Origin of the sequence: Asanoa sp. NPDC049573 (genome assembly GCF_040676615.1) — a bacterium.
Classification (GTDB): domain Bacteria; phylum Actinomycetota; class Actinomycetes; order Mycobacteriales; family Micromonosporaceae; genus Asanoa.
The window spans coordinates 24,171-44,278 of sequence record NZ_JBFAPI010000034.1 but is presented as its reverse complement, the minus strand read 5'-3'; the positions used below and the strand labels follow the sequence as shown (position 1 = coordinate 44,278).

The window sequence follows — 20,108 nt, the reverse complement described above, 5'->3', positions numbered from 1 at the left end:
GAGACGTCGACGTCCCAGCCGCCCTCCTGGACGCGGTAGTAGGGATACATGGTGTCGAGTTCCTCGGCGGCATCACCGGTCAGGAGCAGCGCTCTGGGCACCTGCTTCTCCTCGCATATGGGGGGACGGGTGAGGTGGGATCCAATCCGATCTGATTGAGTTAGCATTCCTGCGCCCCGCCCGGCCGTCAAGCCTCGACCGCTATTCCGTCCACGCCCTTGACCTCGTCGAAGATTCGTCGGAAACGCTCGCCGGACCGCAGGATGTGCCGACGCATCGCGTAGGCGGCGGCGTCGGGGTCACGCGCGGCGATCGCGGCCACCACTTCCTCGTGCTCGGCCATGGCCAGGTAGGTGACCTGGGTGTCGTGGTGAAGCCGGAAGAGGTGCACGTGGCTGTGCAGGCGAGCGAGCGCTTCCCGGATGACCTGGTTCTCCGCGCTCAGGGCGACGAGATCGTGAAAAGCGGCGTCGCGAAGCCCGAAGGCGCCGTAGGCCATGGGCCCGCTGCCGCCCTCCAGTTCCGCCATCTCCTCCAGCATTCGTCGCAGGCCGGCGACCTGCTCCAAGGATGCGCGTTCGGCGGATCTGCGCGCCGCTGCCGGCTCGAGCAGCAGACGGACCTCGAGCATGTCCTCGAATCGGTGACGAGTGATCTGGGGAGGAATGCGGTAGCCGGCATGGGGCACACGCACGACCAGGCCCTCGGCCTCCATGCGGTTCAGGGCGTCTCGGATCGGCGTCTGCGAGACACCCAGCTCGCGCGCCAGGACGTCGATGGTGACGCGGGAGCCGGGCTCGATCCGTAGCGACATCAGCTGTCCGAGCAGCGTGTCGTACACCTCGTCGGCAAGCCGGCCGGCAGATCTTGCTGGCGCCATTCCGCCCGTCACGGCCCTACGGCCCTGCGCGATCATCGCTTCGTCGTCCATCGTGACGTGAGGTCCTTTCTTGCGCCTTGCGAGCCTGTTGACATCAGTCACAGCGCTGCGGCATGCTGACGCCCCCAGGCGATCGTATAGGAAAAGTCACGGATGCTCGCCATCCGGCACCATCGCGGAACCGCCCTCCATCGCTCTACCTCGATCACCTGGGACGGCTTTTCGACGGCATGGAGACCCAGTACATCGCGCGTACCCGTGACGCCGGTCCGCGGGTCGGCCCCGGCAACACGCCTGAACAACCCAGCAACTGCTCGGCGAAGCGCATAGCGAGGCTCTAGGAGTCCCCACCCAGAAAGCAGGGAAGAAGATGCGGCATCCCAAGCGAATAGGACGACCGTCCGTTCCCGGTCGAAAGGCGCGGCTGGCGACGGCGGCCATGCTGCTGGTGGCCACGACCATGGCGGCTTGCGGCGATGGCGAGGGCGACGGCGCGAAGGCGAGCGCCCCCAAGGCGCCGGCGACCATCCCGGAGCTCACCAAGGACCCGCTGACCCTCAGCTTCATCTGGTTCGAGTGGCCCCCCGCGCAGGCGCTGGAAGCCTTCGCGAACGCGGAGTACAAGAAGCAGCGGCCGAACGTCACCATCAAGGTCAACACCGTCCCGAACGCGAACTGGCACGACGCGATGTTCACCCAGTTCGCCGCGCGCAAGACCGACTTCGACATCGCGATCCTGGACTCGCAACACATCGGCGAGGCCGTGACGAACGGCAACATCCTCGACATCACCGACTTCGTCAAGAACAACATCGATACCAAGGCCTACAACCCCTACCTGCTGGCGGCCTACGGCCAGTTCCCCCAGGCGGAGACCGGCAAGCGCGACGAAAGCGCCAGCCTGTACGGGCTGCCGCTGCTCGGCGACACCTGGACGATGATCTACCGCAAGGACCTGATCGGCGACAAGCCACCTCAGACCTGGGACGAGATGATCTCAACCGCCGAGAAGTGCCAGGCGGACCACCCTGGCGTCAGCGGGCTGGCTTTCCACCAGGCCAACGGCTCCGACGCCGCGGCCGTCACCTACAACACGGTCAACGGCGTCTATGGCGGCAACCTCTGGGACGCCAAGACGCGCAAGATCGACGGCGTCCTCAACGACGCCGCGGGCCAGGAGGCGATGGATGTCCTGGTCAACAAGATGAAGCCGCTGACGGCCAAGGGCTCCGGCAACTGGTTCATCGACGAGGTGAACGCCGCGGTCGCCCAGGGCAAGGCCTGCATCGCGTTCAACTGGATCGCCGCGAGCGGCGGCCTGCTCGACCCGAAGCAGTCGACGCTCGGCACCACGCGGGAGCAGATTCTCGACAAGCTGGGTTTTGCCACCCTGCCGGCCCAGAAGACGAACCTGGTGCCTCTCGGCGGTATGGGGATGCACGTGTCGGCCTACTCCTCCGCGGCGAACCAGGCGGAGGCCCTGAACTTCATGAAGTGGTTCGAGCAGGCTGACGTCCAGAAGAAGTGGGCCGCGGCCGGTGGCGTGCCATCGCGTACGGACGCCCTGGCGTCGCCCGAGTTCCTCAATGCCGGTCCGTTCAACCAGGTGTACGCCGACTCGGTGCCACGGATGCGGGACATGTGGAACGTGCCCGAGTACGCGCGCCTCGTCGACATCGAGAACACCAACGTGAACGCGGCTCTCAACGGCGCGAAGAGCCCGAAGGAGGCGCTCGACACCATCGCCAAGGAGCAGCAGGGCGTGCTCGACTCCGGCAGCAAGGGCGGCGGCGGACTGTGAGTGGTCCCGTCCCTTCGACGACCGATCACCCGGTGCAGGCGGCGTCCGCGACGCCGCCCGCACCGGGGCGGTCCCGCCGGCTGAGCGACCGCGGGCTCGCCGTTACCTTCATCTCCCCGGCGCTGTTGCTGTTGCTGGCAATGTCGGTGTTCCCGTTGCTGTGGGCGTTGTACCTGTCTTTCACCGACTACTCGGCCACCCGCGGCGGGCCCGCCCGTTGGGTCGGGTTCGGGAACTACACGGCCATCCTGGCGTCGGCGCAGGTCCACCAAAGGGCGCTGACGACGTTGATCTACGTGGTCGGCGCGGTCGGCCTGCAGACCGTGCTCGGTTTCGCCATCGCCTACCTGATCTCCCGGCGCCGGCACGGGCGAGGACTGCTGACGACCGTGTTCCTGGTTCCGATGATGCTGTCGCCGGTCGTGGTCGGGCTGTTCTGGCGATTCATGCTCGACGCGCAATTCGGCGTGGTCAACAGCATGCTCGGCTCGCTCGGTCTGGGGCAGGTGGAGTGGCTCACCAAGCAGCGAACGGCATTGATTTCCCTGATCGTGGTCGACACCTGGCAATGGACGCCGTTCATCATGCTCATCGCGCTCGCGGGCCTGACCGCGGTCCCCAAATACCTCTACGAGGCCGCCTCGATCGACCGGGCGTCCGAGTGGTTCCGGTTCCGCACCATCACTCTCCCGCTGGTGTGGCCGCTGCTGCTCATCGCCGTGTTGTTCAGGGCCATCGAGGCTTTCCGGCTGTTCGACCTCGTCTACATCCTCACCAACGGAGGCCCGGGGATCTCCACCGAGACGTTGTCGTTCCACGTCTACAAGGTCGCGTTCCTGGGCTTCAACACCGGAACCGCCTCGGCGTACGGCATCCTCATGGTCCTGGTCGTCATCGTCCTCACGCAGCTCTACCTGCGTTACTTGAATAAGCTCAAGGAGGACTGATGGGCGTCTCCGTCAACGAGGCCGTGTCCACGGATCCTGTACAGGATCACCGGCCCCCGGCGCGGCGCTTCGGCGGCCGTGGGCGCTCCGTGCTGGAGGTCGCGCTGCTGGCCGTACTGGCCGTCGTGATGCTCTTTCCCGTGCTGTGGATGGTCGAGACGTCCATCAAGGAGAACCGGGACGTCTACGCCATCCCCGCCAAGTTCCTCAATTTCCAGTTCACCATGGACCATTTCAAGGACGTGTTCGTCGCCTCTGGCGGCGGTCGCTCTGCCTTGTCCGTCTCGTTTCTCAACTCCGTCATCGTCGCCGGTGTCTCCACGGTGCTGGCCACCGTGCTCGGGGTTCCGGCGGCCTGGGCCTACTCACGCTTCGCCGTGAAGGCCAAGAAGGACCAGCTGTTCTTCATCCTGTCCACCCGTTTCATGCCGCCCGTGGTGGTCGTGATCCCGATCTTCCTCATGTACCGCCAGGTCGGACTCATCGACACCGAGCTCGGCCTGATCCTCATCTACGCCGCGTACAACCTCCCGTTCACGATCTGGATGATGAAGGGGTTCGTCGACGAGGTGCCCGCGGAGTACGAGGATGCCGCCATGCTCGACGGCTACACCCGCCTGCAGGCATTCCGGCGCTTCACCCTTCCGCTGCTCGTGCCCGGCATCGCCGCGACGGCGGTCTTCGCACTCATCTTCTCCTGGAACGAGTTCGTGTTCGCCATCTTCCTTACCTCCAGCGACGACGTGCGGACGGCCCCACCCGCCATCGCCGGCCTCATCGGTGGCACCACGGTGGACTGGGGTCTCGTGGCCGCCTCCTCTGTCGTGTTCGCCCTACCGGTGCTCGTCTTCGCCTACCTGGTGCGCAAGCACCTCGTCGCCGGTGTCACGCTCGGGGCGGTGCGACGCTGATGGCCGGCATCGAGGTCACCGCCCTGCACAAGCGCTACCCGGACGGGACGGTCGCAGTTGACCACGTCGACCTGTCCATCAAGGACGGCGAGCTGTTCGTGATGCTCGGGCCTTCGGGTTGCGGCAAGACGACCACGCTGCGGGCCATCGCCGGTCTGGAGAGGCAGACGACGGGCGACATCCGCATCGGCAACACGCTGGTCAACGACCTGCCGCCGGCCGAGCGCGACATCGCCATGGTGTTCCAGTTCTACGCTCTCTACCCGCACCTGAGAACCCGCGACAACCTGGCGTTCCCGCTGCGGGCCGAGGGACTGCCCAAGGCGGAGGTGCGCGAGCGGGTCGACGAGGCGGCCCGGCTGATGCGGCTCGGTCCGCTGCTGGACCGGCGACCGCGCCGGCTGTCCGGCGGGGAGCAGCAGCGCGTCGCGCTTGCCCGCGCCCTGGTGCGCCGACCGCGCGCATTCCTCATGGACGAGCCTCTCACCAATCTGGACGCGGAGCTGAGGGCGGACATGCGCACGGAGATCAAGCACCTGCAGGGCGAACTGGGGACGACGATGGTCTACGTCACCCACGATCAGGTCGAGGCGATGTCGCTCGGTCACCGGATCGCCATCCTCAACAAGGGCCGCGTCGAGCAGATCGGCACGCCGCTGGAGGTCTACGAGCGTCCGGCGAGTCTTTTCTGCGCCGCGTTCATCGGCTCCCCGCCGATGAACCTGATCGAGGTCGAGGTGTCCGACGGGAAGCTGCGCAGCCAGGGCGGACTGGAACTCACGCCACCACCGGGCCTGCAGCGCGACCGTCGCCTGGTCGCCGGCGTCCGGCCGGAGGCGCTGGAAGTAACAGCACCAGGAGCCGAACGTTCGGTCCCGGCCCGCGTGGTCTCGGCGGAGTGGCTGGGCGACGAAATCATCTACGTGGTCGACCACGGCGGCGGCGACGTGCGGGTTCGGATGCCACCGACCGGCCGTTTCGCCGCTGACGCACCGGTCGGGCTGCGGCACACCGGCGGGACCCCGGCGGTCTACGACGTGAGCACGGAAGAGCTGGTGGCCTGATGGGAACCGTGGCGGCGCACGGGCTGCGCAAGTCCTTCGGCAAGGTCCAGGCCCTGGACGGGGTGACGCTGGACGTGCCGGACGGCTCGTTCTTCGTCGTGCTCGGGCCCTCCGGGGCAGGCAAGACGACGACCCTGCGAGCGATCGCCGGCCTCGAGAAGCTCGACGCCGGGTCGGTGCATCTGGACGGCAGGGACGCGACCGGTGACACCCCGGCCGCACGCGACCTGGCCATGGTCTTCCAGAGCTACGCCCTCTACCCACGACACACGGTGTACGAGAACATCGCCTCTCCGCTGCGGGCACGCCGCTGCTCTTCGAGCGAGATCGCCGCCGCCGTCGAGCGGATGTCGAGCCTGCTGCACATCGAACGCCTGCTGCAGCGTCGTCCCGCGCAGTTGTCGGGCGGTGAGATGCAGCGTGTCGCCCTGGCCCGGGCGCTGGTCCGTAGCCCACGCGCGTTTCTCATGGACGAGCCGCTGACGAACCTCGACCTCAAGCTCCGCGTCGAGATGCGCACCGAGCTCACCCGCATCCACCGCAGCCTCGGAGCAACCTTCGTCTACGTGACCAACGACCAGGTCGAGGCCCTGTCCATGGCCGACCAGGTCGCGGTCCTCAAGGAGGGGAAGGTGCAACAGGTCGGAACGCCGACCGAGGTGTACGAGCGTCCGGCCAACCAGTGGGTCGCAGGATTCGTCGGGAGCCCGCCGATCAGCCTGCTCGCCTGCCACGCCGAGGGAGATCGTCTGGTCGGTGCCGAAGGCTGGACGCTGCCGCGGCCCCGCTGGACCACGGCGCAGGACGGTCGTCCACTGCTGCTGGGCCTGCGCGCGGAGAACCTGTCCGTCGAGCAGCGAGGGAACGCGTCGCTGCCGGGGGAGCTCTACGGGCTCGAGCCGCTCGGTGACCGGACGGTGGTCGACGTCCGAGTGGGTACGGCGATCCTCAAGGTCAAGGCACGACCCACCGTCACCGGTACGCCGGGCGAGCGGCTGCTTGTCACGGTCGACCTGGACCGTGCGCACCTGTTCGATGCGGGCACGGGGTTGTCGCTGTCCGAGGCGGGGCGGTAACCGCACCCGGGCGGCGACAACAACATGCACCCACACGTCGGCGGGCCGTCACCAATGAGCACGGCATGACGACGCTGAAACGGCCGTGCCCGAGAACGCGATACCAAGAACATCACAGGAGCCGACGCGATGATTGACCCGATGAACGTCCTGGCCCCCGAGCACCGGCGGCTCCGGATCGGCGACGCCTGGCGCGACGCCGCGAGCGGAGCGACCTTTGCCGTCGAGGACCCGGCCACCGGCCAGACCATCGCCGAGGTGGCGGACGCCGGCGTCGTTGACGGTCTCGCCGCTCTGGACGCGGCGAGCAAGGCGATGGGGGAGTGGGCGGCGACCCCGCCGCGGAAGCGGTCGGAGTTGTTGACCGCGACGTACCGGGCCCTGACCGAGCGATCCGAGGAGGTCGCCCGGCTGATAACGCTCGAGATGGGCAAGCCGCTCGCCGAGGCTCGGGCAGAGGTGGCGTACGGCGCCGAGTTCTTCCGCTGGTTCGCCGAGGAGGCGGTGCGCGTCGAGGGGCGCTACAGCATCGCTCCCGCAGGTGGATATCGCATCCTCACCGTGCCGAAGCCAGTCGGACCGTGCGTCTTCGTGACGCCCTGGAACTTTCCGTTGGCCATGGGTGCCCGCAAGATCGCTCCTGCGCTGGCTGCGGGCTGCACGACGATCACCAAGCCAGCAGCACAGACGCCGCTGACCATGCTGTTCCTGGCCCGCATCATGGAGGAGGTCGGCGTTCCGCCCGGAGTCGTCAACGTGGTGACCACCAAACGTGCCGGCGACGTGGTCTCGGCACTGCTGGCCGACGGTCGGACCCGCAAGCTCTCGTTCACCGGGTCGACCGAGGTCGGGCGCGTGCTGCTACGACAGGCTGCGGACAACGTGCTGCGTACCTCCATGGAACTGGGCGGCAACGCGGCCCTGATCGTGTGTGCCGACGCTGACCTGGACGTCGCGCTCGACGGCGCCATGGTGGCCAAGATGCGCAACATCGGGGAGTCCTGCGTCGCGGCCAACCGGATCTACGTCGAGGAGCCGGTGCGCGAGGAGTTCACGGCGCGCTTCGCCGAGCGGATGGGCGCGCTTTCGGTGGGCCATGGTCTCGACGACGGCGTGGACGTCGGTGCGCTGATCGACGAGGCCTCGGTCGTCAAGATCGACGAGCTCGTCGCCGACGCGGTCGATCGTGGCGCCCGGGTCTTGGTTGGCGGCGAGCGTCCGGATGGGCCGGGCCACTTCTACCCGCCCACGGTCCTCGTCGACGTGCCCGACGATGCACGGATGCTGGCGGCGGAGATCTTCGGCCCGGTGGCGCCGATCATCTCGTTCACGTCCGACGACGAGGTGCTGGCGAAGGCCAACGACACCGAGCACGGCCTGGTCGGATACGTCTTCACTCGCGACCTCCAGCGGGCGCTCCGCTTCACCGAGGGGCTGGACACGGGGATGGTCGGCATCAACCGTGGCCTGATATCGGACCCGTCGGCTCCGTTCGGAGGCGTGAAACAGTCCGGGATCGGCAAAGAGGGCTCGCACGAGGGCATCCTCGAGTACCTCGACCTCACCTACGCGGCAATCGACCTACCGTAACCGCCGACGTTCCGGAGAGGCACTGACATGCTTGAGACCGTCCGCGGACCACGCCAGCTGATAGTGGGTGAAGGGGTCGCGCAGAACATCCCACGAGTGGTGGCCGAGTGTGGCTCGCGCGTCCTCATCGTGACCGACCAGGTTCTTCTGGCACAGCCGGGCGTGGCCGAGATCGTGGCCGCCGTACGGGAGAAGGTCGAGGTCGTCGAGGTGTTCTCCGACGCGACTCCAGACGTACCCCTCGCCGATGTCGCCCTGGCGGTCTCGGTCGCCGCGGCGGTCGACGCCGACGTGATCCTCGCGATCGGGGGTGGCACGGTGATCGACCTCGCCAAAATCGTCGGCGTCATCCGGTGTCACGGTGGCACGCCGCGCGACTTCTACGGCGAGTCGAAGGTGCCGGGCCCGACGATTCCTCTCGTCGCGGTCCCGACGACGTCGGGCACCGGCTCCGAGCTCACCCCCGTCTCGGTGTTGACCGACCCGGACCGCGAGCTGAAGGTGGGCGTTTCCAGCGTCCACATCGTGCCCGACTTCGCCATCGTCGACCCCGAACTCACCTACACCTGCCCGGCGACCGTCACCGCCCACTCCGGCATCGACGCGTTTTGTCACGCGGTCGAGAGCTACACCGCGCGACCCCGGGCCCACGGACCGCGCGATCCGGTGGAGCAGGTCTTCCTCGGCCGCAACCCGATCACCGACCACTACGCGCTCCTGGCCGCGGAGCGGATCGCCCGTAGCTTGCGCCGTGCCGTCAGGGACGGAGGCGACACCGACGCCCGCGCGGACATGTCCTATGGGTCCATGCTCGCCGGGCTCGCCTTTTCTCACGCCGGCAACGCGGCCCCGCACGCTCTCCAGTACCCCATCGGCGCAGCCACGCACACGCCGCACGGCCTGGGCGTCGGGCTGCTCCTGCCCTACGCGCTGGACGCGGCTAAGGAGGCCATCGGCGACCGGTTGGCCATCCTCGCCGGGGTGTGCGGGCTCGACGTGACCGGCGCCTCGGACGCCGAGGCCGCGGGTACGTTCATCACCTGGCTAGACGGGCTCCTCGCCGACATCGGCATCCCTCCCACCTTGGCGGACATCGGCGTGGCACGCGCCGACCTCCCGCGCTTCGCGGAGATGGCCAGTGGCGTCACCCGCCTGATCCAGAACCACCCAGGCCCGACCGACACCGCCAGCCTGACCGCGATCCTCGAAGCGGCCTGGACGGGGGAGCGGACGCGACACGTCTGACTCCGAGCAGACCGTCCGGCTTCGCAGGCACGATCAGGGGCCCGCGGGTCGGCGAGGGGCGATCGGAGAACGCGCACCTGCCGGCCCGGGATGGTGCCGGATTAGGGCATTGCAACACTTTCGGGTGAAGCCGTTGAGTCGAATTGATGCCGTTGCGCTGCGGGAGTCCATGATCTGATCTGGACGCCGCCGCACTCACTGTCGACGGCTTCATCGTGGTGTGGGCAACCATCTTACCGAAACGTTCTCGATGCTTTGAGTCATGAATTAGCGGGCGGCGGAGGCGGACTCAGATGATCTCAACAGAAAACCGAACCCGCTCCGTTCTGAGACGGCTCGTCCTTCGGCGAATACGTGCGGCGACCGTGGCGATCGCCGTCGCGGCGACATGTGTGGTGGCCTGGGCGGCGCCTGCTCAGGCCCTGCCTTTGACTGTGACGGTCACGATTGTCAGGGTGGGGGAATGCTGTCCTGGTGGCCCCATCGACCTGACATCGGACGCGGACTTCTACGGCCGAACGTTCATTGGCGATAATGAGCCGACCAACTTTGGCGAGATGACCGATCAATCGCTTATCGAGCCGAACTGGAAAGCGACCGCAGATGTCGACCACACCGAGGCCACGATCGACGTGAGGATCGAGATCTTCGACGAGGACGATGGCCTGAATTTCGTCGACAACCAGATCGATCTCACCGACAACGATGCCGACCGCGCGGTGAACTTCACGATCGACCTGCACCCGGAAGATCACAGATGCTATTTCGACGGTGATGTCAGCGGACCCTGCGGGGCAGAGGTCTCGAGCCACGGCAACGCCGACGACGGGGACGTCGGTGGCCTGGCCCTCATCGTCGAGGTCAATGAGCCACCGCAGGCCCCCGGAGTCCACGTCCGGTGTCTCCATTCCCCATTGTGGCCGCAGCCCGGCCAGACGGTCACCATCACGGCCGAGGCTTTCGGCGACCAACCCGACGGCACCGGGCTGCCGCCGGTGATCGCTAACCAATTGGACATCTTCTTCTCTTTCGATGGGGGCCACACTCGACAGAAGATCGCCGGTTCTGGCCGCCAGACGACGTTGACCGCAACCCGCACGGCCGGCGCGGCCGGCTCGACCTTCGCCTACAGCTGCGTGGGGATCGATGCCCCCGGCAGTGCCGAGACCGGGTGGCATACGGTCCAGGTCGGCGATCCGCCGCAAGGGCGCGCTGTACCCGTGCTGCTGTCAGCCCCCCGCGAGAGGGCGCTGGACGTCGTCCTGTTCCCGGCGACTACCAACGTCCGGCGTGACCCGAACAACCCGTCAGACACCAGCCTGCTGAATTTCCCGGTCTACAGCGGCCCGAGGGATTCCAACTTCCTGGCCCACGCCCGCACGGCCGTCGCCGAGCTGATGCGCGAGCAACTCGTGCTGGACAATCAGCGTTCCATCAATGTCTGGATAGCCCTCGACCCAGCCGCAACGGGCGGCCTCCGGGACCTGCGGGGCGGGGACGGCATCGTCGACACCTGCCAGCATCAGCCACCGGGCAACCTCGGCACCGCCTACGGATTCGCCAATGTCCGCGCGATTCTCCATCCCGCGACGCCCGCGCCCGGCAACACGGCCACCCTGCGGGAATGCGCCCGCAACGGGGTGCTCAGCGCCGAGGCCGGTGAGACCGGAGTGTTCATTCACGAGACCGGACACAGCGGTTTCGGGCTCGCCGACGAATACTGCTGCGACGGTGGCTACTTCCAGACGCCCGACGCTCCGGACGTCTACCTGAGCCGCGACGCGTGCACCGCTGACGTCGGCAGCCTCGGCGGGGTCGTCGCCGACTGCCGCGGCATGGACTCGGTCTACGACACCGACACCAACCCGGATTTCTGGGTCTCCGACCCACCGTCAAACGACCTCATGAATGACAACACCTTCGCCCGGCGGGCCGACCGACGCCGCATAACCTTCGTGTTCGGTCAATGCGACGAGACAAGATGCTGAGGGGTCTCACGATGCCGAACTTCACGTCCTCGCGCTCGCTGCGCCGCGCTCGCGTAGCCGGGCTCATCGTCGCTGTCATCGCCCTGGCGATCGGCGCGATCCAGGCGGTCCCCAGCGCTGCGGACCCGCTCAGCGACCCGATTCCCCAACCTGAATATGTCGACGACGCCCGCAGCTTCGTCGCCGAGATCGATTTCCAATCCGCGGAATCCGGTACGGCCGCCGGCGTCGTCGTGGCGAACGTGGCGACACCGGGGACCGCGTTCCTGAAGCCGGACCTGACGGTGTCCAGCATCGCCGACGGTGCGGTGCTGCGGTCCACCACAATGCCCAACCCGGCTCTCGCGTACGCCGAGGGGGCGGGCTTCCTCGGCCAACCGGGACGCGGTCAGGTGCTCGTGCCGTACGACAGTCGGGTCGAGGAGATCAAGCTGGCCAACGAGGCCGGTGCCACGGTCGCCACGATCGACACGACCCAGGCTGTCCGCGACTACTGTGTCGCGAACCCTGACGACCCGGACTGCCGCGAGAGTGACCTGTCGGTCGACGCCGTCGAGGCATCGGCGCCGCTGTTCGGCGCGATCGGCAGACCCGTGATCATCACCGTGACCAGCACGATCGCCAACGCCGGGCCCGACGGACCGACCGAGGCCAAGGTCGAGCGCGAGGTCGTCGCCGGGTCCGGCATCACCGCCATCCCCGACGCACCCGCGACGACGCTGGCCACGCTCGCGGTCGGGACGCCCCAGCGGCTCGAGAAGAGCTACACCGTGACCTGTGCCCAGCCGGGACCCCGTACGCTCGATTTCACGACGATCGTGACCCCCAGGCGGGCGACTGTCGTGGATGCGAAGGCTGACAACAACCGGCGGACCACACGGCTGACGCTCGACTGCGCGGTTCCGGTGACCATCAACGTGCAACCCGGCAGCGCGCGGAACCCGGTCAACCTGAACGGCGGGGTCTTGCCCGTCGCGGTGCTCACCACCCGCGCCGGCGAGTACGGCAACCCCATCGCGTTCAACGCGACGACCATCGTCGCCACCTCGACGCGGTTCGCCTCACCGGCAGTCCTGCTGCGCGGCCTCGGCGCATCGGAGTCCCACAACAGGATCCACCCGGAGGATTCGCTGGAACGTGACGAGCGGACACGCGATGGCGACCTCGACGCGGTCCTCCACTTCGGACCCCGCACGGATTCGTTCGTGCCGGCCGACACCACCGGCTGCGTTTTCGGGAAGTTCACCAGCAGCCCGTCCGTGCAGACGAGCTTCTACGGCTGCGACACGGTCGACGTCACGGGCTAATGGTTGTGGGTGCCCGCGCCGCGGGCACCCACAACTTCCGGACCTGCACAACCGGGCGCCTGCCGGCCGATCGATGCCGTTCCGGCTCGCCACCGTCACCAACCGGACCAGCGCTCGTGATCGCCTATTCGTTCCGACGCATCAGCAGCCAGCGGGCGAAGCAGGCGTCATCGCCGAGTTCGGTCCTCCAGCACACCATGAGTTGGTAGGAGCCGGGACGTACGGGAATGCAAAGACCGGCCGGAGGGAGCGGGGAGCCGGCGTGCAGCGGCCGGTGATCGGAAGGGAGTTTGCCCGCCACGGCGCGGTGCAGGCCGGTGTCGGAATCCTCCGCGCCATCCAGGGCGGAATCCCACAGCGCCAACTCGCCGCTGCCGATCTCAATGACCGCGTCATCGGCCTGCGAGGGCGTAATCGAATGCGACAACGCACCGACCATGACGTCACGGTATGGCCGGCCGCTACCCTGAACGACGGCGATGCGGTCCGGCCCTCGCTGGAAGACCTCTAACCACCCCTCGTCCGTGACGCTGCCGTCGACTGCCACGATCCCGGCCACGCCACCACCGACGGGCAGGGTCGTAACTTGCTGACCAAGCTCAACGAGCTCATCGACCTGTTCGTCCGTGGCGCGCCAGGCCCGGAGAAGGCGCACGTCCAGCACGAGGAACTGCTGGCCGTTCGTGTATACCCGACCGACGTGACGCCACGGGTCAACTGCCTCGCCCACCCGGCTATCCTGCCAGGCGACCAGCATGAGCCGGCGGCCAGACGCGACCTCCATGGTCGGCTGCCGCGGGTCGTGGATCTGGTCCAGGGTGTCCAGCGGTGTCCGAGCTCGTCTGGGACCGGGTCACCGGAGCAGGTCGAGCTGCTGGTGGACCGCAGCGGTCACGCGGTCCTGGTCCGAGGTTGCCAGCAGGTCGAGCATGGCGCCTCTGAGCACAGCGAGGGCGAGGGTACGGCGGGCGGCGCCGCGCCTGCCATTTCGCTCGCGTGGCGGTTGGCAGGTGGCCAGCACGGCCAGCCAGTCGTGCACCGTCGCCGCTGCGAAGCCGCCCCAGACGCCGTCGGGTTCGACCAGCGAGCGGGCGTAGGTTTCGGCCCACAGGGTGAGCAGTTGCCGGTGTTCCGGGGCGGCCAACCAGCGCCACAGCCGGTCGACGGCGTCGGCGAGTCCCACGGGCGGCGGGCCCACCTGGTCGAGGATCGCGAGTTCGTCGGCGCGGGCACGGGCCAGGACTGCCCGTACCAAACCGTCTTTGTTTCCGAAGAGGAAGACGAGCACGCGCGGGCTCGACCCGATCGCGGTGGCCAGCGGGCGCAACGACAACTGCGCGAGGCCGTGTTCGAGCGCATACCGGTATGCGGCCTCGAGTAGCTCGGTCTTGCGCGCGGACGGGATTGTCGCTTCCTCGGTCACCGGCGTAGTCTACATCTCACTGAAACAGTCGTTTCAGTGACCGAAGGAGGCTTCATGACGCAACAAATCGGCATCGCCGTGCGGCACGCGGACCGTCCCGGCGACCTGGGCTGGGTGGTGATGGCCCATGGCGAGGTCTACGACCAGCAGTTCGGTTGGGACACCGAGTTCGAGGCGCTGGTCGCGCGGATCGTCGCCGATTACGCCGGCGGCCGCGACCCGGCCCGCGAGGCGGCCTGGATCGCCGAAATCGACGGCGTCCGCGCCGGCTGCGTCTTCCTGGTCGCCGGCGACGAACCCGAAACCGCCAAGTTGCGCATCCTGCTGGTCACGCCGGCGGCCCGGGGTCTGGGCATCGGCCGCCGGCTGGTCGACGAGTGCCTCGCGTTCGCCCGGAGTGCCGGCTACCGGCGGGTGGCGCTCTGGACCAACGACGTGCTGGTCTCCGCTCGCCGGATCTACCAGGCCGTCGGCTTCACGCTCACCGACGAAAAGCCCCACCACAGCTTTGGCCATGATCTCGTCGGCCAGACATGGACGCTGGAACTGCGGTGATCGCGCGTAGCTGGCGAGCCGTCGCCACCGTGGACGGTGCACGTCGTTATGAAGACCACTTCCGCGTCACTGTCCTACCGGCACTCCGCGCCCTGCATGGGTTTCACATCGCCTACCTGATGCGCCGCGACGACGATGACACGGTCCGGATCCACGTCTTGACGCTCTGGGAGTCGATGGCCGCCATCACCCGCTTCGCCGGTGACACACCGCGGGCCGCCGTCGTCGAACCCGCCGCACGCGCGGCGCTGCTTTCCTTCGACGAGACGGTTGAGCACTATGAGGCCCAGGCGATGGCGTCGCGCTCGGTCGCGGAGACGGCGGCCAGGGCACCTGGCACCGACGCGCCCTGACGCGTTGCGCCTCTTCTCCCGCGGTCAGTGCTCGCCGCGGTTGCGACGCCGGGCGAGCGAGTAGGCGACCGCCCCGATGAGCAGGCCGGCCAAAGCGCCGAGGAAGGCGGTGCCTGCGGCCGAGTCGATCGCCTCGTAGTCGCTCGCGGACCAGCCCCAGAGCCATCCGCCGGCCGCGCCGATGACCAGCCCGATCAATGGCCAGCTCGCTGATTTCATGGGTTCACGTCCTTCGCCGTTCGGCGCGGCGGCGCCCGCCGGTGAACAGCAGGACGGCCACGGCGACCAGGGCGATGGCGCCGACCACGGCCGCCAGGCCCGGACCGCGCCGGCTCGCGGGTTTGACGTCGATGACAACGGTTCCGGCTGCCGGGTTGTATCCGCCGTTGGCGGCGACCCGCAGCTCGTACCGGCCTGGTTCGGCGGCGGTTCCGGTGAATTGACCGCTGCGCTTGGCGCCGGTGGTCGAGAATTCGTCGTGGTCACGGTCGAGTTCCAGCGGTCCGCCGGCCTTCTCGACCAGGACGCTCAACGGCCGGTCCGCGCGTTCGGCCCGGCTCGAGACCTCGTAGGGCAGGATGAACTGCTCGCCAACCTCCGCGGTGAGCTCCTTGGGCAGCGCGATGCTGAGCTGGTCGGGTGCGATGGTGGTCGCGGCGAACCCGCTGGCGGGGTCGATCTCCACTCGTTCCACCAGCCCGTCGTTGTCTTGCAGTGCGACCTTGAAGGCGTTGATCCCGGGACGCACGGAGCCCTCGCGAGGATAGTTTTCGTAGTCGACCGTGATGGAATCGTCCTTCGTGACGGTGGTGACCGGCCCTGACAGGTAACCATCGTAGAAGACCCGGGTGCCGTCGAGCTGTGTCCGCAGCGTGATCAGGGCGGCGGGGTTGTCGTTGATCGCGGCGATCACGCGGGCGTTGCCGTCAGCCGGTGCGTCGTTGGCGAAGGTGATTCGCATCTTCAGTCGCGTCGTGAACCAGGGTGCGACATCTGCCGCGGTCACGGTCCAGCGCCTCGAGAACTGGGGTCGGTCGCCGGTCAGGGTGCGTTCCCTCGTCGCCATCGCGCCGACAGTCCACCGTGTTGAGTCGGCGGACGCCGGCCCTCCGGCGATTGCGACGCCGGAGGGCACGACGAACAGGGCGACGAGAGCGAACCGGGCGAGCCGGTGTCGGCTCCACGTCATCTCGACCTCACCCGGGGTAGGGCGTGGCGATGTAGGTGGCGTAGCCGCTGTTTTCCCACGTGTGGTCGCCTTCGACGCGGTAGGGCTCCCAGTTGTCGTAGTCCGACCACTCGCGAGAGACGAAGTAGCCGCCGTCCTCCATCCGGTTGGCGATCGTCTGCTCGGCCTCCTCGCTGCCGTAATGGTGCTTGCCGATCGGCGGGCACTCGTTGGCGTCCCAGTGAGTCGAACCGACGACGAAGTAGCCGAGGTTGGGGTGGTACATGTAGTCGGTCGACGGCGGTGCGTAGATGCGGTAGTGCCTCGTCTCCAGGCCGACCGCCGGGCAGGCGATCTCCTTCTTACCGCCGTCGTCGTCCCACACCGCCCCGCCGTTGCCCGTGCGGACCGGCATATACATGTCCTGCCAGCTCGAGTCTTCGAAGCCGAAGTTGTCGAGCGTGCTCTTGACGAAATCGATGTCGGCCCAGTCGTAAAACAAGACGCTGGTGGCCCAGTCGACCGCATTGCAGTTGTCGACCTTTTCGAGATAGTCGTAGTTGTGGAAACGTACGCCGTCGAAATCGAAGTAGTAGCATTGGGTGCGCGATGTCGCGGCGCTCGCGGGGTCGCCGGAAGGCAAACCGACGAGCACTGCCGTCACGGCGATCAGCACGGCCGCGAGCAGGGCCAGCCGGGTGCGGAGGCCACCAAAAGCTTCACTCATTTCGGCGTCCCCTTCGGCAGCTTCGCGATCCATTCGTTGCCCGGGCCCTGCGTCGGGACCGCGTTCTCGTCCGGGGTCAGCCCGACGACGCCGGCGGTGTCGTCGACATAGACGGTCACCCGGCTGACGTTCGACCAGGAGGCGTTGTAGGGGTATTGCTGGTAGGTGTCGCGGGCGTCGTCCCAGACCATGACCGGCCACTCACGCATCGGCATGTCGACCGGCTTGGCGAGCTGGATCTCCCGCACCACGCCGATCCGTTCGGTGCTCACCGCCCGGCTCCAGGTGCCTTCCTTGACCACCTTGTACGCGGTGCCCCGCAGCAACGCGCGCAGCGCGGGATCGGCCGCCATGTGCCGATCTGTCGTGAGCTTGAGCTCCGCGGAAACCCCGACCGACAGGGGCCGGGCTATCGGCCGCCGCGCGGCGGCTTCCTCGCGGGACTTCGGCGGTGCCACCCGCTCGAGGGCGTCCTGCGAGATCGACTTCGCCAACTGCGGCGCCGGCGGTGGTTTGCCGGTCACGGCGCTGACCGGCATGAGGAGGAGCGCGGCACCGGCCAAGGCCGCTACCCCTGCCACTATCCTGATTCTGGGCACGCTGATTCCTTTCACCGTAGCTACGGACCTGTGCTCAGCGAATGGGCAGCCCACAGCCGCTTAATCGAGAGCCGGAAATGCGCGGCACGGGCGCGGGAAACGTCTGTCTCCTTCGACCGATCACCCCCCGTAGGGATCGTCGACAGTAGATGCGTGTTAACCGCAGAGGCTAGTCAACACAGACACGAACGTCAATGACTCTGACGCGCTCTCGCGATAGCCCCTGTGGGTGTGGCAGCTATCCCCAGCCGACTTCTGAGGGCTGCGGGAAGCCGGCATTCCACATGCCCCACCCGGCGATGATCAGGATTGCGGGCACGGAACCGATCAGCATGAGGCGGCCGGACCCGGCCCGGGTGAGCCAGGCCCATGCGGCGAACCCGCCGGCGGCGGCCAGGCCGAGAAGAGCGGTGCCGCCCTCAAGCGCGTTTGTCGAGGCGGTCACCCCGACGGCCAGCGCGAGCAGGGCCGGGAGCGGCCCTCTCACCGGGCGACGCCGGGAGAGGGTCGTGGCGAGAGCGGCCCAGACCAGCATCGAGCCGATGAACCACAGGTAGTGGCCGACCACCTCGTCCCAAAGGTGGGCCGCCTCGGTCGGCCTAGCGTTGCTGATCGAATTGGCGGATAGGTGGACGCCGTGTCCTTCGACGTAGGTGACGGCGCCGACCAGATAAGCGAGCCACGCCGCCGCGGGGATTTCTCCCGCGCGCCAAAGGGTCATGGCGGCCGGCAGGAGGAACGCGTAAGGCGTCGCCAGGTCGATCCAGTCGGCCCAGCGGGTCGGACCGGACCCGACCGGACCGAGCCATGCGAGCCCGCTGCCGACGTGATGAAGCACTGAATACGCGACCGCGGTGGCCGCAAGCCACACCGTCGGGCGCCCCGGACCCCCCACCGGCCCCGCGGCGGCCCCTGATCGGTGGGTCGATGAGCCCAACGGCGCCATGCCATCATGCTTCACCCAGACGGCCGGACACGCCATGGCTGGAGAACCCCGCGATGTGGTCATCACCATGCTGCCGGCATCGAGTCCTACTTGGACGGTGCCTGTTAGCGTGCGAAACAGGTCCGCCAGGCCGGACTCCCGCATCCTATTGGCGAGGTACCTAGGGTCGCCGCCCTCGACCATCAGGCGTCTGCGGCGCCGCGCTTATGGGCGTGCGGCACGATCGGGATGAACAATGCGGTGGAGTCGGCGATCGGCTTGCCCAGCGGGTCGAGCCCAATCAGGTCGTCGGGGTGAACAACTTCCAGTGGCCCTCGGTGACGACCTCGACGCCCTCGCCGTCGGTCACCTTGATGGCCGTGTCGTCGTCGATCGCGTAGGCCGCGTTCGGCAGTTCGGCCGCCCACCGCTCCGCTTCGGCCATGGTGTTCTCCGGCAGGTCGACATGGTCGACGTGCGGGAAGATCGAGAAGTCGACGACGCCCAGGGTCTGGTCGTCGCCGGTGGGCGGCTTCCAGTCGACGAAGTCCGCGCCGATCCGGGGAGTCAGCACCATGCTGCCGGCGCTGAACCCGACCCAGACCGTCTCACGCAGCGACGGCAACAGGTCGGCGAGCCCGGACTGCCGCATCCAGTAGGACAGGAACAGGGCGTCGCCGCCGTTGACCAGCAGGACGTCCGCCTCCCGCACCCAGGAGGTCCACCGCTCCTTGTCGATGCTGGGCAGGGCGGTCAGCTCCAGCACGCCCACGGACTTCCAGCCCAGCTCGCACATCGGTTGGGCGGACTGCCCGCTGACGAAACGCCAGATCCCGGCGGGGCTGCCGTACGAGCTGCCGTAGCCCGCGGTCGGGATGCACAGCGCGGTGGATTCGGCGATCGGCTTGTCGAGCAGGCCGACCAGCGCGGCGTGGATGCTGGGGTTGTTGACGCCGGCGGAGGTCAGGAGCAGCTTCATGGTGCCCTTCCGGTCAGAAGCGGTAGGTGGTCTGCCCGAACGGCTCGCCCTTGCTGTGGCCGTACGCGCTGGTCGGTGTCACCTCGAAGACGACGACCTCGTGGTCGTGTGCCCGCGGTGTGACTGTCCCGTTGTCGATGTCGAGTTGCCAGCGGCCGTCCCAGCGGTCGCGGTAGAGCTCGGCGACCCGGCGCAGGGACGCGTCGTCGGTCACGGGTCGGGCGGTTCCCTCGACGGCCGCGTCGAGCCCGCGGTCCCACTCGGTGTCGCCGGCCAACACGAGCACATGGGGGTTGGCCTGGAGGTTGGTGTACTTCACCTCGGCGGTGCCGGTGTGGAAGTAGACCCGGCCGTCGTGCGTCACCGGGGTCACCGGCGTCGCGTGCGGACGCCCGTCGGGCCGCACGGTCACCAGCCAGGCGACCTCGGCCGCGGCCAGCCTCGCCTCGGAATCGGTCCACGGGACCGCCTCCGCGCTCGCTTCGCTGTAGCGCCGGTCGATTCGCTCGTGCACTGGTCGCATCTGGCCCCCGAAACCGATTGCAAAACGCAACTGGACAGGCTGACGTT

The 20,108-nt window shown here is 67.9% G+C and carries 21 protein-coding genes; 11 read left to right on the top strand and 10 right to left on the bottom strand.

The genetic code is table 11. From position 1 onward, the window contains the following. Positions 1 to 187: 187 nt before the first annotated feature. The gene (locus AB0J74_RS37360; protein WP_363457528.1) at positions 188 to 931 is read right to left on the bottom strand and encodes a GntR family transcriptional regulator; all 744 of its coding nucleotides are present in this window, start codon (positions 929 to 931) and stop codon (positions 188 to 190) included. A 388-nt stretch (positions 932 to 1,319) separates the two neighbouring features. On the opposite strand from AB0J74_RS37360, the gene AB0J74_RS37355 reads away from it, so the two are divergent. From AB0J74_RS37355 to AB0J74_RS37315, 9 genes are all read left to right on the top strand, one after another. Beyond that, entirely contained in the window at positions 1,320 to 2,681 is a 1,362-nt protein-coding gene (locus tag AB0J74_RS37355; protein ID WP_363457525.1) for an extracellular solute-binding protein, read from the top strand. A gap of 32 nt (positions 2,682 to 2,713) precedes the next feature. Beyond that, entirely contained in the window at positions 2,714 to 3,628 is a 915-nt protein-coding gene (locus AB0J74_RS37350; protein ID WP_363457523.1) for a sugar ABC transporter permease, read from the top strand. Then, complete coding sequence (locus AB0J74_RS37345) at positions 3,628 to 4,539, top strand: carbohydrate ABC transporter permease (RefSeq protein ID WP_363457520.1); 912 nt, start codon at positions 3,628 to 3,630, stop codon at positions 4,537 to 4,539. Before AB0J74_RS37350 ends, AB0J74_RS37345 begins: the two co-directional genes overlap by 1 nt. Then, positions 4,539 to 5,603 (top strand): ATP-binding cassette domain-containing protein, encoded by a 1,065-nt coding sequence (locus AB0J74_RS37340; RefSeq protein WP_363457517.1) that lies wholly within the window; start codon positions 4,539 to 4,541, stop codon positions 5,601 to 5,603. The genes AB0J74_RS37345 and AB0J74_RS37340 overlap by 1 nt, the downstream gene beginning before the upstream one ends. After that, positions 5,603 to 6,679 (top strand): ABC transporter ATP-binding protein, encoded by a 1,077-nt coding sequence (locus tag AB0J74_RS37335; RefSeq protein ID WP_363457515.1) that lies wholly within the window; start codon positions 5,603 to 5,605, stop codon positions 6,677 to 6,679. Before AB0J74_RS37340 ends, AB0J74_RS37335 begins: the two co-directional genes overlap by 1 nt. Before the next feature lie 129 nt (positions 6,680 to 6,808). Next, positions 6,809 to 8,269 (top strand): NAD-dependent succinate-semialdehyde dehydrogenase, encoded by a 1,461-nt coding sequence (locus AB0J74_RS37330; RefSeq protein WP_363457512.1) that lies wholly within the window; start codon positions 6,809 to 6,811, stop codon positions 8,267 to 8,269. 27 nt (positions 8,270 to 8,296) lie between these two features. Continuing rightward, entirely contained in the window at positions 8,297 to 9,514 is a 1,218-nt protein-coding gene (locus AB0J74_RS37325) for an iron-containing alcohol dehydrogenase (RefSeq protein ID WP_363457510.1), read from the top strand. Positions 9,515 to 9,879: 365 nt separating this feature from the next. Beyond that, positions 9,880 to 11,502, top strand: a complete 1,623-nt coding sequence (locus tag AB0J74_RS37320) for a hypothetical protein (RefSeq protein ID WP_363457507.1) — start codon at positions 9,880 to 9,882, stop codon at positions 11,500 to 11,502. Further along, complete coding sequence (locus AB0J74_RS37315; protein WP_363457505.1) at positions 11,496 to 12,809, top strand: hypothetical protein; 1,314 nt, start codon at positions 11,496 to 11,498, stop codon at positions 12,807 to 12,809. The genes AB0J74_RS37320 and AB0J74_RS37315 overlap by 7 nt, the downstream gene beginning before the upstream one ends. Positions 12,810 to 12,933: 124 nt before the next feature. Here the strand turns inward: AB0J74_RS37315 and AB0J74_RS37310 are convergent, their stop codons facing one another. Next, positions 12,934 to 13,593 carry a hypothetical protein gene (locus AB0J74_RS37310; RefSeq protein ID WP_363457502.1) on the bottom strand — a complete coding sequence of 220 codons (660 nt, stop codon included), beginning with the start codon at positions 13,591 to 13,593 and terminating at the stop codon, positions 12,934 to 12,936. 69 nt (positions 13,594 to 13,662) lie between these two features. After that, positions 13,663 to 14,232: a TetR/AcrR family transcriptional regulator gene (locus AB0J74_RS37305; protein WP_363457500.1), complete on the bottom strand. Its 570-nt coding sequence runs from the start codon at positions 14,230 to 14,232 to the stop codon at positions 13,663 to 13,665. Between the two features lie 54 nt (positions 14,233 to 14,286). Between AB0J74_RS37305 and AB0J74_RS37300 the strand changes: the two genes are divergently transcribed. Further along, positions 14,287 to 14,787, top strand: a complete 501-nt coding sequence (locus AB0J74_RS37300) for a GNAT family N-acetyltransferase (RefSeq protein ID WP_363457497.1) — start codon at positions 14,287 to 14,289, stop codon at positions 14,785 to 14,787. Then, positions 14,766 to 15,140, top strand: coding sequence for an antibiotic biosynthesis monooxygenase (locus AB0J74_RS37295; protein ID WP_363457494.1), 375 nt, complete (start codon positions 14,766 to 14,768; stop codon positions 15,138 to 15,140). The genes AB0J74_RS37300 and AB0J74_RS37295 overlap by 22 nt, the downstream gene beginning before the upstream one ends. Before the next feature lie 24 nt (positions 15,141 to 15,164). Here the strand turns inward: AB0J74_RS37295 and AB0J74_RS37290 are convergent, their stop codons facing one another. The 7 genes from AB0J74_RS37290 to AB0J74_RS37260 all read right to left on the bottom strand — a co-directional run bounded on the left by AB0J74_RS37290 (position 15,165) and on the right by AB0J74_RS37260 (position 20,052). Further along, on the bottom strand, positions 15,165 to 15,359 hold the full coding sequence (locus tag AB0J74_RS37290) for a hypothetical protein (RefSeq protein WP_363457491.1): 195 nt from the start codon (positions 15,357 to 15,359) through the stop codon (positions 15,165 to 15,167). A 4-nt stretch (positions 15,360 to 15,363) separates the two neighbouring features. Continuing rightward, positions 15,364 to 16,206, bottom strand: coding sequence for a hypothetical protein (locus AB0J74_RS37285; protein WP_363457488.1), 843 nt, complete (start codon positions 16,204 to 16,206; stop codon positions 15,364 to 15,366). A 130-nt stretch (positions 16,207 to 16,336) separates the two neighbouring features. Further along, entirely contained in the window at positions 16,337 to 17,035 is a 699-nt protein-coding gene (locus AB0J74_RS37280; RefSeq protein ID WP_363457485.1) for a hypothetical protein, read from the bottom strand. Next, positions 17,032 to 17,616, bottom strand: a complete 585-nt coding sequence (locus tag AB0J74_RS37275; RefSeq protein ID WP_363457482.1) for a hypothetical protein — start codon at positions 17,614 to 17,616, stop codon at positions 17,032 to 17,034. Before AB0J74_RS37275 ends, AB0J74_RS37280 begins: the two co-directional genes overlap by 4 nt. A 256-nt stretch (positions 17,617 to 17,872) precedes the next feature. After that, positions 17,873 to 18,472 carry a hypothetical protein gene (locus tag AB0J74_RS37270; RefSeq protein WP_363457479.1) on the bottom strand — a complete coding sequence of 200 codons (600 nt, stop codon included), beginning with the start codon at positions 18,470 to 18,472 and terminating at the stop codon, positions 17,873 to 17,875. A gap of 388 nt (positions 18,473 to 18,860) precedes the next feature. Beyond that, positions 18,861 to 19,538 (bottom strand): Type 1 glutamine amidotransferase-like domain-containing protein, encoded by a 678-nt coding sequence (locus tag AB0J74_RS37265; protein ID WP_363457476.1) that lies wholly within the window; start codon positions 19,536 to 19,538, stop codon positions 18,861 to 18,863. 13 nt (positions 19,539 to 19,551) lie between these two features. Next, positions 19,552 to 20,052: a pyridoxamine 5'-phosphate oxidase family protein gene (locus AB0J74_RS37260; RefSeq protein ID WP_363457474.1), complete on the bottom strand. Its 501-nt coding sequence runs from the start codon at positions 20,050 to 20,052 to the stop codon at positions 19,552 to 19,554. Positions 20,053 to 20,108 lie beyond the last annotated feature (56 nt).

What these genes read in the sequence shown, in the direction of transcription:
- AB0J74_RS37285 (WP_363457488.1), bottom strand. Translation starts at nt 16,206, where the DNA reads ATGGCGACGAGGGAACGCACCCTGACCGGCGACCGACCCCAGTTCTCG.
- AB0J74_RS37295 (WP_363457494.1), top strand. Translation starts at nt 14,766, where the DNA reads ATGGACGCTGGAACTGCGGTGATCGCGCGTAGCTGGCGAGCCGTCGCC.
- AB0J74_RS37280 (WP_363457485.1), bottom strand. Translation starts at nt 17,035, where the DNA reads ATGAGTGAAGCTTTTGGTGGCCTCCGCACCCGGCTGGCCCTGCTCGCG.
- AB0J74_RS37300 (WP_363457497.1), top strand. Translation starts at nt 14,287, where the DNA reads ATGACGCAACAAATCGGCATCGCCGTGCGGCACGCGGACCGTCCCGGC.
- AB0J74_RS37335 (WP_363457515.1), top strand. Translation starts at nt 5,603, where the DNA reads ATGGGAACCGTGGCGGCGCACGGGCTGCGCAAGTCCTTCGGCAAGGTC.
- AB0J74_RS37265 (WP_363457476.1), bottom strand. Translation starts at nt 19,538, where the DNA reads ATGAAGCTGCTCCTGACCTCCGCCGGCGTCAACAACCCCAGCATCCAC.
- AB0J74_RS37355 (WP_363457525.1), top strand. Translation starts at nt 1,320, where the DNA reads ATGCTGCTGGTGGCCACGACCATGGCGGCTTGCGGCGATGGCGAGGGC.
- AB0J74_RS37325 (WP_363457510.1), top strand. Translation starts at nt 8,297, where the DNA reads ATGCTTGAGACCGTCCGCGGACCACGCCAGCTGATAGTGGGTGAAGGG.
- AB0J74_RS37360 (WP_363457528.1), bottom strand. Translation starts at nt 931, where the DNA reads ATGGACGACGAAGCGATGATCGCGCAGGGCCGTAGGGCCGTGACGGGC.
- AB0J74_RS37345 (WP_363457520.1), top strand. Translation starts at nt 3,628, where the DNA reads ATGGGCGTCTCCGTCAACGAGGCCGTGTCCACGGATCCTGTACAGGAT.
- AB0J74_RS37290 (WP_363457491.1), bottom strand. Translation starts at nt 15,359, where the DNA reads ATGAAATCAGCGAGCTGGCCATTGATCGGGCTGGTCATCGGCGCGGCC.
- AB0J74_RS37310 (WP_363457502.1), bottom strand. Translation starts at nt 13,593, where the DNA reads ATGGAGGTCGCGTCTGGCCGCCGGCTCATGCTGGTCGCCTGGCAGGAT.
- AB0J74_RS37340 (WP_363457517.1), top strand. Translation starts at nt 4,539, where the DNA reads ATGGCCGGCATCGAGGTCACCGCCCTGCACAAGCGCTACCCGGACGGG.
- AB0J74_RS37330 (WP_363457512.1), top strand. Translation starts at nt 6,809, where the DNA reads ATGATTGACCCGATGAACGTCCTGGCCCCCGAGCACCGGCGGCTCCGG.
- AB0J74_RS37315 (WP_363457505.1), top strand. Translation starts at nt 11,496, where the DNA reads ATGCTGAGGGGTCTCACGATGCCGAACTTCACGTCCTCGCGCTCGCTG.